A 15,418-nucleotide genomic window follows, 5' to 3' on the forward strand; every position below is an offset into this window, starting at 1 on the left:
TGCATATACACGTAACTCCTATCCTTCTCTTGTTTCTGAACAATTCAAGTGTAAAGGATTAAGGAGCTTGCGTGTATTTTTTTGTTTTAATTTTTCTCATACCCCAACAAATATTATAGAGCCTAAATATTAAGCCAAAAAATAAACACCATATAAAACGGTGTTTATTTCTCACTTTTAGTTTTTATATTTTGTCCGTTTTATGAAATTGCTTAAAATAACAGTAACAAACGAATGAGTTGGAAAAAATATCCCTTTATAAAAAGCCTATATTTGACTATTTTTCACAAAAACAGAATGTTCCCATTCTGTTTTCTTTTTCAGTTTCTTCCTTACTAACCAGCCAATGTACGAAAACTTTTTCCTTCTCATCTAAAGACCGTCCCAGTTTCCTTTCAAACTCATAAGACAGGATATTATACCTATCTACTTTAACTGACATAGCCTTGAATATCACTCCTCATATAGTTCTTTGTTCTTATTCTACAACAAAATAATTTAAAATGAAATAATAAATTTAAAATATTCAGAAATAATATCAGGCAAATTCGGTCTGTTATAAAAGATTTTATACGAAAATGGCTTGTTGAAATAAAAATGTTCCGCATACGGATTAATTAATAGAATAATGAAAGGAATTACCTTAAGAAAAATGAAATAAAAAAGGATTTGTTTGTCACTCAATAGAGGGGAAATAACATGATTGAAATTAAAAGGGGTTCTTTAGAGCATGTTAAATGGGGCGCGATTTCGCTACTCTATAGCCGCGCCCGGTTGCTCAAAGTAAATTGTTTTTTAATTACTAATAACCTTTAAAGGATTTATCTTTTGTTTCCTTCTGGGGAATTTGTAAAGTTCGTTTAACTTTTCCCTTTCCAGTTAGGAGTAAGAATAATTTTAAATTAATGGATATTAGGATTATAAAGATGATGTCCATGAAAAGGACTGACCAAACTTGATTAATGTGAACCATCATGGGAACCATTACGCCCATTATACCGCCCATTAGCCCGGATACCATTCCGTCAACGATCGCAAAGGAACCAAAAGGTTTTCCGATAATTAATCCAAATGCTAGACCAAACAAAAGTGAGATAAAGAAATGATAGTCAATTAAGGTAGCGAGAATTGTTCCTAAAGTAAGACTTATAATGGTACTTAAAGACATGACTAAACAATGAGCCTGCGAAATGTTGAGAAGTTCACCATCACGGACGTAGATCAAGCAGATGCACATACCCGTAATAATAAATACCAAAAGTAAACTTAAAATACTTATAAACATGGGTTGCCTCCCTTTTTTTGTAAAAATAAACAATGCACTTATGGAAAAAGGCTGTGTTAAATTTAAAATAGTGCAGGCTTGTATTGAAGAAATTCATAATCTTTACTTTAAAGACCGACGTCGCCATGAAAAAGCTCTCACATTTTAATAGGATAAAAAGCACAATTATTAAAGGCGAACCCTACCTCTCCACAAGTTGATTTTACTTCACACCCTTTTATTTTAAATTATGAAATTAACCCTGTGCGTGATATGGACAATGAACAGAGTTAATTTATCCAAAAAAATAAATAGGCCGAAAAAAGCCTACTTATTATTTTCTTACAAGGATTAAATTTTACCGATCTAACTCTATATTTGTTTATTTAGGAGGCAAGCTTATGGATGATATACGATGCTTTTTCTTTGTTGTTGCAGTGTTCATTGAGATATTTTAATAATTGGACTGGCTTTGGGTTACCTTCGTGCTTTTAACGGCTAATGTTAATCTAAGTGATACATCGTTTTAATTCCCCTGATTTTTCTTCCTTCGTTTCACGCAGCGACGAAGACGACGTTCGAGGTTTTTTATTTCTTTTGGCGATGGAACAGCATTTACTGTCCCCATTGTTCTTGCCAATTCCATGCCATCGCTTACACGAATCATTTGAAGTGTTACTGTATACGTTCCCAGTTTTTCAAAAATGGCTTGAACCTGATTACAGATGTTTTCTAATGGAAAAGGTCCAAAGAACGCGACCCCATTTTGATTAAATGTAATAGGTTCAAATAATTGTGTAAGAGGATTGAAGACTTTGACTTTAAGATCATTATGCTGAGAAGGTTTACTTAGGGTAATAATCACTTCCACTTCAGTTCCCAAATCGGGTTCAGTTGCTGTATGACATACCTGGAACAGCTGTGATTCTCCAATCAATACGGTGCTCGGCAACCCATTAAAAAAAATTCCGGCTGACAATATTATCACCTCCCTTATTCAGATTTGCTTTACGAGATCAAAGTATGACAATTTAATATAAAAAGATTGGACAAAAATAGAGTAACGCTCCCAATTAAGGAGAAATGTACGTTCATAACCGGGTTCTCAAGCAGTATGATAAGCAAAAGTGCCAATTTTTTGAAAGAAGCAGAAAAAAGGCACGCCTAATAGCGCACCTAAATTGGTATAGTGAATACACAATATATCTTATGAAAGATAAAACAAACAGCTTTTGCAACTCCCCATTTTTGGTCACCCAAATTAAGTTAACTATAATTTTTTCCCAATTTTTTTACGCAAAAGCAGTTCTTTAAAAGCGAAAAGGTACTTTAAATAAAATGAATGATGGTATCGTTGCCCATCACAAAGTCCATTGGAAAATAACTGGACATTTTTATATATAATTAGGAAGCATTAATAACCTATAGTTTTAGAGAACAAAATACGGTCTTGTCCGGCACAAGCGTAATCGGCTTCTAAGGTCGCGGAAAAACCCATTCGTTTATGAAATGAAATGGAAACTTCGTTGACTGGAGAAGTAATACATTTAACTGTATTGCAGCCCAATTCTTGGACTTTAGCGAAAAATAGTACATAAAGTTCTTTGGCTATACCTTTTTTTCGAAGTTCGGGATTTACACCTACGAAATGTATATAAGCTTCTTTTGGATTTGTTTGCGATAAAAATCCAATTAAAAAAGCGGATAAAACGCCATCATCTTCAACTATGAAACTTGTTGGTTGAAAATGCTCAAAAAACAGCCGTGGTAATAAATGAGTCATCTGCCGACCGCCCCACCAATCATTTAAAACATCAATTACTTTATAATAATCTTCTTCTTTAGTGTTTCGAATGTTCACGAATAAAACTCCCTTCAATAATAAAGTCAAACGAAAGTTAGATCATCAAAAAGTTTAAAGGCAATTTTCATTCAGTTTATCTCGAATGCCTTGCTGATTTTTTTAAGTATATCATCTGTAATGAGGCACTGTTGTAAAACATCATCAAAAAAACTGTCAACTTTATATATTAGGCTGAGAAATCACCAAAAGTTCTACATCCCCATTAGATTCATTTATCATTTGATGTGGAATTAAAGGGCACTTCTTCTCCTTCTTTAGGATTTAAATTTAGACGCTCACCAACAATCTCTAATGTCGCGGTACCTATTTCTTTTCGTTAAGCTTTTTTTATTGTAAAATAATGAGAATACTTTTGCTGGCAATATAAGGGGAGAGGGATCGATGATAAGGAGACTAAACAAAAATGATCATGAAGTTTGCTTTAATTTGTTAAAAACTAAGAGTGCTGAAAACTTGTTTTTAATTGGTGATATTGAAGCATACGGATATGAACAAGAATTCCAAAAACTTTGGGGAGAATTTAACGAAAACGGTGAACTTATTGCTGTTTTGTTAAAATACGAGGAAAACTATATACCATTTGTAACAGAATCTTTTAATGCAGAAGGTTTTGCCGAGATTATGTCAAATGATCCTTCTTTTAAGATGATGTCCGGATTAAAGGATGTCACTGAAAAAATTGAACCATACTTGGAAAAACAACCTAAAAGAAAAAGACAAACCTATTATGCTAAGTGTACGAGATTAAAAGTCAATAAAAATGATGTTGCTTTTTCAAATGTACAACAAGCAGTTCCTGATGATGCAGAAGCACTTGTTGAATTACTGAACGCTATTCCAGAATTCAGTGATTCAACTATTACAGTAGAAAGAAAACGTCGGGAGTTGAAAAATGGAACTTCGCGTTCATTTTTTATTATTGAAGATGGAAAAATGGTATCAACGGCCTCAACGGCAGCGGAAAATTCCTTGTCAGCAATGGTTGTTGGAGTCGCTACGCTAGAAAATTATAAGAAAAAAGGTTATGCCACCAAATGTATGCTCAAGCTTTGCAGCGATCTTTTACTTGAAGGAAAAGAACTATGTTTGTTCTATGATAACCCAGCAGCCGGCGCAATTTATAAGAGAATTGGCTTTGAAGACATTGGATACTGGATGATGTATACATACTGATAAAATTAAAGATTTTATTATTCAACCGCATATATAACTTTTGTTATCGAGTTATAAAGGATTATGCCTATCAAGCTGTTCAGAAATCAGCTGATCGATACATAAAAGTGAAAAAATTAAAAAATGTTGAACAGTTAAGTAAGAAAGAGGCATCAAGTTATGCGTTTTAAAATATATCTAATCTAAGGGGAATTTTCATAGTATGGGGGTACTGGGTTTGGAAAAAGAGGCTGAATCTAATTACTGCCGTATTGAAGTGATAAAAAAGCGGGGCAATATCGTTGGCTATCTCGGCCGTATTGTTTCGTTCCTGATCGGTATATTCGGTATATTACTTGGTGCATTATGTTGTCTTACGCTAATTGACATCATTGTAGGATATCCGATGATCCTTAGCGCCATGGGATTAATTATGTCAGCTGTTGGCTACCAAAAAGTTGAATGTCCGGCGTGTGCTTTTAGAAATCTTATCGAGACGGATTTTCACAACTTTGACTGTGAGCGATGCAATACACGTGTACTGGTTGTCTGGACTGACCCTGGAAAATCACTATAAATGGCCACACTGCTTCTTGCGTTCAACATTTCGGTATGTGACTGTCAATTCTATCACAAATTATAATGATAAACCTATTCTCCTAATTTGAGGAAAATAGGTTTCTTTTTTAAGCACTGCTGTCCACTTTAGTAAGAATGTTTCCTCTTTTCATAAAGGTCAAACAAAATTGCTTAAAGTCAAAAGTTCAATCATTGGAGGAACAAATTGCTGCTCTTTTTGTTTCTTTAAATAATTTAAAAAGCTGATGCTTTTTTACTTTTCTTTGTCTTTTGTAAACTTATTAAGAAACTAATGAATACTGCAGCACTTGAAACAAAAGGTAATAAATGAAATCCTCCATTAGATATAACAAATCCGCCTATCATAGAGCCAATTGTAATACCAATATACAAAGCTGTATTGTTCCAAGCCATCGCTATTCCCCGTTTTAATGGATATTCCATTGCTAGTCTTGCTTGGTATGAGGTAAATCCTGCATAGCCAACTAACGCCCATAAAAAAAGAAACACATAAACCAACTCGCCATACGAGAAAAAAATGCCTAAGCAAATAAGAATGAAAGTAAGAAGGATTAAGGTTACCTTTGAAATTTTCGTTTCCCCGAAATGATCCGTTAATTTCCCGCTTAAAAGACTGCCTAAAACGGCACCAACACCGTAAAAAATGACAGCTTCAGCAATTTTTGATGAACTGAAATGATTTTCAGAATAGAGAGCGGAACCTAAATATACATATAGTGAATACATTGAAATCGCCCAAATGGCGGTAACACTTACTGAACCAAGTATTCTTGATGAATTTCCTTGTCTTGTAATTTTCGTTTTGCTTTTATTAGGGATAGATGCCCATGTTTTAAAATTTATAGCAGACAATATTGCTCCCAAAATAGCCAATACAACAAAAACAGATCTCCAACCAAAAAAATGTTCTAATAATGTGCCAAAAGGTGCTCCAGCCCAAAGAGCGGTTAAATGTCCCGAAATGACAATAGAAAGCCATGTTCCTCTTCGGCTTGGGGGTGCAATATCGCCTATGATTGCGTATATGGTGGGGGTGATGGATGCCGCTGAAAAGCCAACTAAAATACGGCTGACAATTAATAATAGGAATGAAGGGGCATAGGCAGTTAAAATATTCGCCAGTACAAATAGCAATAAGCCAAATGTAACAAATTTTCTTCGTCCTTTTTTATCTGAAATCCATCCAAAAAAGGGAGCAGACAAAGCATAGGTTACAGCAAATACAGTTACCATCCATCCTGCTAATGCAGGACTAAGCACAAATTCTTTAGAAATAAAAGGTAAAAGGGGAGAAACTACAAATAAATCAGTCCCCATTAAAAATAAAGTTATCCAACTCACACATAACCTTAACCTTCCTTGCAATTCATTCACCTCGTAAGTTTTTTCAAATTCCCTTTATTAATAAATGCAAAAAGACTAATTGTGATAATTGGAAGAAAATATGAGATTAGAAATGTTAGCATTTGCCGTTAAAAAAACTGTTATTCTTTGAAAAAGAGTTTTATTTTTTCCCTGTAAAAATTAGGATGGCATCCCGCAAAAATTCGGCACCGCCTTTAACTGCTTTATCATAGTAAGCTTTAAATCGTTCATCGGCGACGTACATTTCAGCAAGACCGGCATGAGCTTCTTTAGAATAATTTGGCCATGAATACATAAGCCATTCTTTGTGCTTTGCTGCTGCTTTTTGTGCGAGGGAGGAGGATGGATCGCCTGCTTCGTAGGCTTGTTTAATGAGCTCAAGCACCTCTTTTTCTAAAGCTTGCATGGCAGTAAAATCGCCCTTGGACATACCTCGAAGTTTTGCATTGGATTCATCAATGGTTTTATTTCCGTATTTATGACGAATTTCTTCTCCATATTTTTTTCATTTTCGGCAATTAAGCTTTCTTTAAAGGCCTCAAATTTTTCTTTATTTTCCATAGGGTATTCTCCTTTCAGATGAGCGATGGTTTTTTCCACCGTTTCAATCAATTTATCAAGGTGGTTGCGTTTTTGTATGAGCTGACTATGATGTTTCTGTAACGCCTGCTCTTTGTCAAAGTGCGGATCGTTCATGATAGCGACAATTGTTTCCAGGTCAACATCTAATTCACGGAAGAAAAGAATTTGCTGCAGGCGGTCAACCTCTTCCTGACCGTATATACGGTATCCCGACTCGTTAACTTTTGCAGGTTTAAGCAGGTTAATTTCATCGTAGTAACGTAGCGTTCGCGTACTGATGCCAGCCAAGTTCGCTAACTTGCCAATGGTGTATGCCATATGAATCCCTCCTTGATACATCAATCATAAACTTTCACGTAACGAGAGGGTCAAGGGAATATATTTAAATTTTTAAGCCCTTTTTTGCACTTTAAGAAAGTATAAATTTGCCGCACAAATGATAATTCACGCAGGGGCAATTTTTAGATGCAAGTTGTTTAGATTTCAAATTCTTTGCTTTTTCTAGATAAATATGACGAGAAGGAGGAGGCAAGTCAAAAACAGAATATAATGAAGAAAGGGGGATCATTGCCTTAAAAAACTTTGAACAAAATTGGGTGGGTTATTACCGACTGCCCTAGAGTTAAAGGGATTTGGCTGCTTCTCTAAATTCACGTATTAACACGACAGGAGTGAACAATTTTGTTTACACTTAAAGGTGTCCGTTTTAAACAAATTATCAATATTCCTTCCCTTGAAATTCCTGATGCCAAAATAACAGGGATCGTTGGCGAGAGCGGCAGCGGAAAATCAACATTGCTCAAACTGCTTAACCATCTTACTAGTTATGATGAAGGGACGATTGAACTTAATGGAAAAGCAATAGAACAATATGATCCGGTTGAACTTAGAAGGCAAGTAGTTATGCTGCCGCAAACCCCGGTTCTTTACGCTAAGACAGTAAAAGATAACCTGTTAATCGGGTTGCATTTTTCAGAAAAGCCTCCTGTCAGTGACCAGGAATTAAAACGGATGTTAGAAGTTGTTCACTTAGATAAGGCTTTGGAAGACAATGCTGAAACGCTGTCAGGAGGTGAAAAGCAGCGCTTAGCTTTGGCCCGTGTACTCTTGATGGATCCGCCGGTTTTTTTGCTGGATGAGCCGACTTCCGCCCTTGATGAAGGACTTGAGGATGCAGTTATGAACGGCTTTTTTAACACAATTAAAGAGCGGTGCAAAACGGTTGTGATGGTGACGCACTCACTGAACATGGCTCGCCGTTATTGCGATGTTTTAGTCAATATCAGGCCATTTACAATGAAGGGAGACGAACATGAATAAGATTATAGACCTTCAATTGTGGCAGCTGCTTGCAGCTTACTTATTTATCTTGATTCTTTTAGTTATTCTCAAATTAAGAAAAATCCCCCGTGAGAAAGAGACTTTAATTGCTTCAATCAGGATGACGCTTCAATTGGTCATCGTCGGTTACCTCTTAATGTATATTTTTAAACATCCTAACCCTTTTGTTACAGTGCTTATTGTTCTTCTTATGGAAGGGTTTGCTATTTATAATATTTATAAACGTGTCAAAAACGACATTTCACGTGCTTTGAAAAAGGTTATAGCTTTATCTATGATAGTCGGGACTTTTATCAGTTTACTATTCTTCGATTTTGTTGTTATTCATTTTTCGCCGTGGTATGATCCTCGTTACTTTATTCCAATCGCCGGCATGATTATTGGGAATTCTATGACAGGAATAACCCTTGGCGTTAACACGCTTATCGAAAGTATGAAAGTACAAAAAGATTCAGTAGAGTCGGCTTTAATGCTTGGTGCTACCCCTAAGGAGGCAACAAAGCAAATAGTTAACCACGCGTTTGATTCAGCTATTCTTCCGCAGATAAATTCAATGGTTGGCACAGGAATTGTGTTTTTGCCTGGAATGATGACAGGCCAAATTCTTTCTGGCATCTCGCCGGTAGTAGCTATTGAATACCAAATTATTATTCTTCTTGGTATCGCCGGCGCCGTTTCATTGACGGTTATGATTTTTACCCAACTTGGGTATAAAACCTTTTTTAACAAACGATGCCAGCTTGTTGACGGGCAAGAAATAGTTTAGCGTCAAAATATTGTTCGAACGGTATAAGTCCCGATAAAAGATCTTTTACAAGAATATTAGTTAAAATCGCTAGGAGAGAAGTCTTCGGATCGGTTGCAAGAAGGCTTTCGTCCACCTATAAACATCGATTTGGACAATGAACAAAAGAATATATTTCGTAAGGACGTAGGGAAAATCATTTCTTTTTCCGAAGATATATCGTACTCGCAGATTAGACTTGTTAAAGCATTGGTGAAATACGGTGCCCGATACCTATTCCTAGTTCGGATGGATTTATTTTTAGAGGGGAGATAGAAAATGGGAACGATTGAACGAGCAAATCGAAAAGATGCAAGTGAAATCTTAGCTTTACAAAAACTCGCATATATGAGTGAAGCACAATTATACAATGATTATACAATTATGCCATTGAATGAAGATCTTTCAATTGTAGAGCAGTCATTTGAAAAGAACATTGTGCTAAAGTATGTCGAAGATGGGAAAATTGTAGGTTCTGTCAGAGCCTATGAGAAGGATGGCGTGTGTAATATTAACAAGCTTATGGTACACCCAGAATACCAAAATCAAGGCATAGGCAGAAAATTAATGGAGGAAATTGAAAAACACTTTAAAAATGTGTCCTATAAATTGTTCACTGGAAGCCGTTCATCAAAGAATATCGCATTGTATGAAAAACTTGGCTACAAAGGGTACAAAGTTGGGAAAATTGAAAATGAAGATACGCTTTTCCTTTTTATGGAGAAATCAAGCCAACATGTATAATAACTGAGAGTATGGATTTCTCTTATGAAATGATCATATCCAAAAGGTACGTTCTTGGATGCTCTGTGTAATTGATAAATCTTTTAATGGTGTTGAGTCATTTATGATCAAGAATAAAGATAACAATCAAGCTGTTCGAGTTGTTTCACCAGATACATATTTAGGGCGTTTAAGTAACATCACTTAAACGCCCCTGTCGTTGATTCATAAACAATTTTACATCAAAAAGAAAATGCCGATAAGCGAGTAAATAATAATCGTCAAAAATAAGATAGCATTATGGAAGAGCGAGAAAATAAACATTGATTTCGCCCATTTTTCGGAATCCATTTTTTTATATCCGACAATGCTTAAAATAAGCCATACAACACTTAAAAGAAGTGAAACTAACATAATCCCGATGCTTAAAGATCCAAAAAGAAAGCTGACTGCGATTAAAACGACTAAATAAATATTTGTTTGTATATAAGTTCGTTTAACACCTTTAACTACTGGAAGCATTGGGACCTTTGCCGCTCTGTATTCGTCTTCCCTGCGGATTGCTATTGCATAGAAATGGGGCATTTGCCAAAGAAGGGCAACGACAAAAAGACCGAGAATGGCAGGGTGCGTGATGTCTTGATGAATAGCTGCCCATCCCATAAGGGGCGGCATTGCGCCAGAAATACTTCCTATCTCGGTATTATAAATGGTCCGGCGCTTGCTCCACATCGTGTACGGGACCACATAAAAAAACAACCCCAAAAATCCTAAAAATCCAGCAAGAGGCGTTGCTAAAGTCAGAGCTGCCAGTCCAAGAACGGTCATTGAGATACCAAGCCATAACACAGTCTTAGGCTTTATTGTACCTGTCACGGTTGGCCTGTTTTTTGTTCTCTTCATAACCGAGTCTATATCACGATCATAAAGGTTATTAAAAGCGCCAGCCGCGCCTATGACTAGAATCGAGCCGATCAAAGCAAATATGATTTCCGGAAGTTTATCAAACAGACTAATCCGGTAGGTATATAAGGCCAATGTCAATCCAGCAAACATCGGAATTAAATTTGATTTAATAATCCCGGACTTAACAGTTTGCGCCAAAATTTTTGAGGAATTTTGTTTCGGCATCGTTAGAGGGGCCTTTTGAACACTTTTGTCGATCTTTACTTCTCTTTGCATTGTTTCCCTCTTTTCTTTTACCTAAAAATATCAACGTTTATCAGTTTACCATAATTCACCCAATAATAACGGGCCAAGCTTTGAACACTTTTAGACGAAACTATTGGTAAAAAATAAATGTCGTACAAAAACGGAAAAATCATCCATAATTTTAGTATCCGGGTTCTTATTTTTTTTATTCCTATAAAGTGAATTTAACGTTGAATTTAATGATGGGAGAATAGAAAAGGACTATTTCCTCAGCAGATAGAAAGTATAAATAACTGTTAAATGATATAAGGAGAAAGAATATGGACATACAAATACATGGCGATTTTTCTCATGCAAATCTTAATGAAATGAAGGAAGTATATCATTCTGTCGGTTGGACTAAGCACACAAATGAAATCATTAAACAAATTTTTGAAGCAAGTAATGTCATTGCACTAGTAACATTGGACGGGAGAATCATTGGATTTGGAAGGGCGATTTCAGATGGTGTGTTTAACGCTGCTATTTATGATGTTGTCGTCCATCGGGATTTTCAAAAACAAGGCATAGCCAGAAAAATTATGACTTTTCTCCTTTATGAACTTAGTGATGTTTCCTGTGTACATTTAATCTCTACAACGGGAAATGAGAATTTTTATCGGAAACTTGGATTAAAAAAGATAAAAACGGGAATGGCAAGATATCTAAATCAAAAGCTGACAGACGAATATTTAGATTAATAAATAAATCCTATTTTTGTTTGATGCTTGACAAGGTTCAAGTCGAACACTAACATAGTTATATGACTATCAAACAATCTAACTTAGATGAAAAACGAGTAAAGATACTTAAAGCATTATCTGAGGTAAAGCGAATTGAAATTATCCGCTATCTTTATCATGAAAAGAATCAAATAAAAAATTCTTGCGGAGATATTGGAGGCGCTATTGGGATGAATAAGTCCAATGTTTCCTATCATCTTAAAATTTTGGCTGAAGCAGATTTGGTTGGAGCAGGCCGTGACGGCCAGCATAAGTTTATAAAAATAAAGGAGGACACTTTTAAAGAATTTTTACCTGGTTTTTTGGCTACACTATAAGCGCCAAAAAGCCTTCGTTTTTAATTTATTGTTTGATGGTTTTAAAACTATATAAATAAAATGTACTTACGTTTATATTTTTGAGTAACATAGAACATTTATAAAAAGGAGTTTTTTAAATGGACAATCAAAATCAACAAATTCTTTTAGCAAACCGTCCAGAAGGTTTACCAACAAAAGAAACTTTTGAATTTCGTGAAATTCCAATTGAAAAACCGAAAGATGGACAGGTTGTTGTTAAAACCCTCTATTTATCAGTGGATCCATATATGCGCGGGCGGATGAATGCTGGAAAGTCTTATGTTGAGCCCTATGCAATAAATGCGCCGATTTCAGGAGGCATTGTCGGTGAAATTGTTGAATCCCGTTCAGAGAAGCTGAAGGCCGGAGATAAGGTGCAAGGTTCACTGAATTGGCAGCTTTACAATACCGTGGACGCTGCTGCTGTTCGAAAAATAGAAAATACAAATGTTCCTTTATCGGCTTATTTAAGTGTCCTCGGCATGACAGGCTTAACGGCTTATTTTGGATTGCTTGATATTGGCCAACCGAAAGAAGGAGAAACGGTCGTTGTCTCTGGTGCCGCAGGCGCTGTCGGATCAACCGTCGGGCAAATTGCAAAAATAAAAGGAGCCAAAGTCGTCGGCATAGCTGGGTCAGATGAAAAAATTAAGTATTTGGAGAATGAGCTTGGCTTCGATAAGGGAATTAATTATAAAACAACTGATCATTTACAAAAGGCTTTAGAAGAAGCTTGCCCTAATGGTGTAGATGTTTATTTTGATAATGTTGGGGGCAGTGTTTCCGATGCAGTGCTAAATTGTTTGAATGATTTTGCCCGTATCCCGCTTTGCGGTGCAATCTCATCCTACAACGCTGATGAAAACGAAGACTTTGGCCCGCGTATCCAACCTAAACTGTTAAAAACACATTCTATGATTAAAGGTTTTATTGTTGGTGATTATAGCAATGATTTTGCCCGAGGGATTCAAGACCTTGCAGAATGGTTATCACAAGGTAAACTCAAATACAAAGAAACAATAGTAGAAGGATTTGAAAATGTGCCTGATGCTTTTCTTGGTCTATTTGAAGGTAAAAACCTGGGTAAACAGCTTGTTAAAGTTAGTGAGCCATCTAATAAATAGAGAGCTCGTTAATATACGCTAACTATAAAAAGTAAGGCCATAAAAGTTATGAAATACGGTATTATCAGAGAAGTATCAAGAACGCATCCTTTACATGTTGACTAATAGAACGTAGAGACTTACGAAACCTAATTATATAGAAGATTAGTTTGTATTCAATGCCAATTTATGCACTGCTTGTGGTCCAGTCCTGAAAAAAACGACGCTATCCCTATTTTGTATAATCCTGCATAATTAGGTAAATAATGTTCAGGTATTACTTATAAAAGATAGGTTGTGTGTTGTTTGGACACTTTTATGGAAGAAATTAAGTCGGTTAAAATATCTTCTCATTTAAAAGAAAATGTAGACTATATGAATAATTTAATTGGTGTGGGAACAAGTTGGGACGTACTAGCCAAACCATTTAATTTTAGCAATGTAAGTATGATGTCCTACACTACCAATGGATACTTCTTAACAATGAATATGGTTTTAATTCTGGAAAACTTAGAAGCAAGTATACATTCGTTTATCGCCAATTCAGAAAAAGATTTCCCACTTGAAAAACTGGCTGATTACTTAAATACAAATGTTGCCTTTGTCCAGGTACAACCTGTGCCAAAAATGTTTGATGCGGTAAGATTTATTCTTTCGGGAGCGCTCATTATTTTCATTGAGGGATACGATCAAGCGTTGTTGATAGATACAAGGATTTACCCGATGCGCAGTATTCAAGCACCAATGACCGAGCGGCTTATCCGGGGTCCGCATGACGGTTTTACTGAAACAATGTTGATGAATACAGCTCTGATTCGCAGGAGATTAAGAGATCCCCGTCTTCGGGTGGAACTCATGCAAATCGGTTCCCGTTCTCAAACAGATCTTAGTTTTATGTATCTCGACGATGTTGCAAATAAAGACATAGTTGATAACATCCGTAATAGACTGAAATCTATTCCTGCGGATGCCGTCTGTATGGGCGAACAGTCTGTTACAGAGTGGATTGCGAAGACAAAGTGGAATCCATACCCGATTGTGCGTTATACAGAGCGGCCGGATGTAGCTGCAACTGCTCTAATTGAAGGTCAGGTCGTAATAGTTGTGGATAACAGCCCGGAAATCATTATTGCGCCTATTACATTATTTCAACACCTGCAGCATCCGCATGAATATCATTCATATCCGCTTTTTGGAACGTATATGCGATGGATTATCTTATTATCTGTTATTGGCAGTACCCTTTTGCCCGGGGTATTCCTATTAGTTAATCAGTATCCGCATTGGGTGCCATCTTGGATGACCTTTTTTCGGGCAGATCGTACTTACCCCCTGCCATTATGGGCTGAACTACTTTTAGGGGAAATATTTATTGATATCCTGAGACTTGCCGTTATAAATACCCCTCCAGTTTTAGGCTCAGCTGTCAGTATCCTTGCTTCTATTGTATTTGGACAGTTTGCGAGTCATATTCATTTAATGCAGCCTGAGGTACTTGTGTATATTGCTGTTGTGGTGATTATGGAATTTGCTACATCCTCATATGAAGTTGCTGAAGCAAACCAAATGGTAAGGATTGGCCTGCTTATTATTACATCTGTTGGCAGGAAATGGGGATTTTTGGTGGGAGTTATCGCGATTTTCGTGTTATTGGCAAGAACAAAGTCTTTTGGTGTACCATATCTTTGGCCGCTTATACCATTTAAATGGAGAAATGGCTTATCAGAAGTGATTCTTCGGAGGCCAATGATCGATATTTCAGGACGGCCAACTGTTTTATCACCTAAAAAAAAGAAAAGAAAAGGAAGCTGATTATAAAAGTGCGCTCTTTTACTTAAAGGCGCACTTTTGCTTATTGATTTATACTAGTTAGTATTAGTTAGTATGAAATTGAAAATATGTAACTTTCAAAAAAATGGAGTGAGATGAAGAGATGAATCCCTTCATCCTGCTGTTTATGTAAAAAATCTATTTTTGTAAAAGACTTTCCAGAACTATTTCGCAATCTCCTGAATAACCCTGCTGATCAATTCAACCGTGAACCTTTCACAGTGCCGTCTTACAGCTTCTATTTGTTCAAAATGAAGGGTTGCGTGTCCTGATTGTCCCGCTTTCCGGGCATTTTTCATCTCCTCAAAGGCATGATTAAATTCTTCTTCATATGTTTTGTTAATTCGTTCTAATATCTCCTTAGATATGTGCTCTACATCAATTTTGTGTGTCAAAGTATCATCCCCTTGCCTCTTACTGCTTTTTGATGTGTTATAACTGATAGTTTAACGGTAACAAAGTTTTCGGTAAAGTGCATTAAAAAATAGCTATCAATCTAGCATGTTTTTGAATATGGCTACATATAATCTGATAGTAC

At 36.1% G+C, this 15,418-nt stretch carries 15 protein-coding genes and 1 pseudogene; 9 read left to right on the plus strand and 7 right to left on the minus strand.

Going from position 1 to position 15,418, the window contains the following annotated elements:
- Positions 1–802: 802 nt before the first annotated feature.
- The 3 genes from ACFQRG_RS03225 to ACFQRG_RS03235 all read right to left on the minus strand — a co-directional run bounded on the left by ACFQRG_RS03225 (position 803) and on the right by ACFQRG_RS03235 (position 3,125).
- Positions 803–1,285 (minus strand): hypothetical protein, encoded by a 483-nt coding sequence (locus ACFQRG_RS03225; RefSeq protein ID WP_380963543.1) that lies wholly within the window; start codon positions 1,283–1,285, stop codon positions 803–805.
- 505 nt (positions 1,286–1,790) lie between these two features.
- A complete protein-coding gene (locus tag ACFQRG_RS03230; RefSeq protein ID WP_380963545.1) occupies positions 1,791–2,243 on the minus strand; it encodes a hypothetical protein in 453 nt (150 codons plus the stop codon).
- Positions 2,244–2,678: 435 nt separating this feature from the next.
- Entirely contained in the window at positions 2,679–3,125 is a 447-nt protein-coding gene (locus tag ACFQRG_RS03235) for a GNAT family N-acetyltransferase (RefSeq protein ID WP_380963547.1), read from the minus strand.
- A 384-nt stretch (positions 3,126–3,509) separates the two neighbouring features.
- Between ACFQRG_RS03235 and ACFQRG_RS03240 the strand changes: the two genes are divergently transcribed.
- Together ACFQRG_RS03240 and ACFQRG_RS03245 are read left to right on the plus strand one after the other, a co-directional pair.
- Positions 3,510–4,301 carry a GNAT family N-acetyltransferase gene (locus ACFQRG_RS03240; RefSeq protein ID WP_380963549.1) on the plus strand — a complete coding sequence of 264 codons (792 nt, stop codon included), beginning with the start codon at positions 3,510–3,512 and terminating at the stop codon, positions 4,299–4,301.
- Between the two features lie 217 nt (positions 4,302–4,518).
- Positions 4,519–4,857, plus strand: a complete 339-nt coding sequence (locus ACFQRG_RS03245) for a DUF5362 family protein (RefSeq protein WP_380963551.1) — start codon at positions 4,519–4,521, stop codon at positions 4,855–4,857.
- Positions 4,858–5,093: 236 nt separating this feature from the next.
- Here the strand turns inward: ACFQRG_RS03245 and ACFQRG_RS03250 are convergent, their stop codons facing one another.
- Entirely contained in the window at positions 5,094–6,221 is a 1,128-nt protein-coding gene (locus ACFQRG_RS03250) for an MFS transporter (RefSeq protein ID WP_380963553.1), read from the minus strand.
- Between the two features lie 163 nt (positions 6,222–6,384).
- Positions 6,385–7,145 (minus strand): annotated as a pseudogene (locus ACFQRG_RS03255) (MerR family transcriptional regulator).
- A gap of 363 nt (positions 7,146–7,508) precedes the next feature.
- On the opposite strand from ACFQRG_RS03255, the gene ACFQRG_RS03260 reads away from it, so the two are divergent.
- The 3 genes from ACFQRG_RS03260 (at position 7,509) to ACFQRG_RS03270 (ending at position 9,696) form a co-directional block, all read left to right on the plus strand.
- Entirely contained in the window at positions 7,509–8,147 is a 639-nt protein-coding gene (locus tag ACFQRG_RS03260) for an ABC transporter ATP-binding protein (RefSeq protein ID WP_380963555.1), read from the plus strand.
- Complete coding sequence (locus ACFQRG_RS03265) at positions 8,140–8,934, plus strand: ABC transporter permease (protein ID WP_380963557.1); 795 nt, start codon at positions 8,140–8,142, stop codon at positions 8,932–8,934. The genes ACFQRG_RS03260 and ACFQRG_RS03265 overlap by 8 nt, the downstream gene beginning before the upstream one ends.
- A 297-nt stretch (positions 8,935–9,231) precedes the next feature.
- Positions 9,232–9,696: a GNAT family N-acetyltransferase gene (locus ACFQRG_RS03270; protein ID WP_380963559.1), complete on the plus strand. Its 465-nt coding sequence runs from the start codon at positions 9,232–9,234 to the stop codon at positions 9,694–9,696.
- Between the two features lie 216 nt (positions 9,697–9,912).
- Here ACFQRG_RS03270 and cyoE read toward each other — a convergent pair whose 3' ends face one another.
- On the minus strand, positions 9,913–10,806 hold the full coding sequence (gene cyoE, locus ACFQRG_RS03275; RefSeq protein WP_380964940.1) for a heme o synthase: 894 nt from the start codon (positions 10,804–10,806) through the stop codon (positions 9,913–9,915).
- Positions 10,807–11,147: 341 nt separating this feature from the next.
- Between cyoE and ACFQRG_RS03280 the strand changes: the two genes are divergently transcribed.
- From ACFQRG_RS03280 to ACFQRG_RS03295, 4 genes are all read left to right on the plus strand, one after another.
- The gene (locus ACFQRG_RS03280) at positions 11,148–11,567 is read left to right on the plus strand and encodes a GNAT family N-acetyltransferase (protein WP_380963562.1); all 420 of its coding nucleotides are present in this window, start codon (positions 11,148–11,150) and stop codon (positions 11,565–11,567) included.
- Between the two features lie 62 nt (positions 11,568–11,629).
- Entirely contained in the window at positions 11,630–11,926 is a 297-nt protein-coding gene (locus tag ACFQRG_RS03285) for an ArsR/SmtB family transcription factor (protein ID WP_380963564.1), read from the plus strand.
- A gap of 119 nt (positions 11,927–12,045) precedes the next feature.
- Positions 12,046–13,071, plus strand: a complete 1,026-nt coding sequence (locus tag ACFQRG_RS03290) for an NADP-dependent oxidoreductase (protein WP_380963566.1) — start codon at positions 12,046–12,048, stop codon at positions 13,069–13,071.
- A 285-nt stretch (positions 13,072–13,356) separates the two neighbouring features.
- On the plus strand, positions 13,357–14,862 hold the full coding sequence (locus ACFQRG_RS03295; protein ID WP_380963568.1) for a spore germination protein: 1,506 nt from the start codon (positions 13,357–13,359) through the stop codon (positions 14,860–14,862).
- 182 nt (positions 14,863–15,044) lie between these two features.
- Here ACFQRG_RS03295 and ACFQRG_RS03300 read toward each other — a convergent pair whose 3' ends face one another.
- Positions 15,045–15,275 (minus strand): hypothetical protein, encoded by a 231-nt coding sequence (locus tag ACFQRG_RS03300; protein ID WP_380963570.1) that lies wholly within the window; start codon positions 15,273–15,275, stop codon positions 15,045–15,047.
- Between the last annotated feature and the right edge of the window lie 143 nt (positions 15,276–15,418).

Source organism: Scopulibacillus cellulosilyticus (genome assembly GCF_042665295.1).
GTDB classification, from domain to species: Bacteria; Bacillota; Bacilli; order Bacillales; family Sporolactobacillaceae; genus Scopulibacillus_A; species Scopulibacillus_A cellulosilyticus.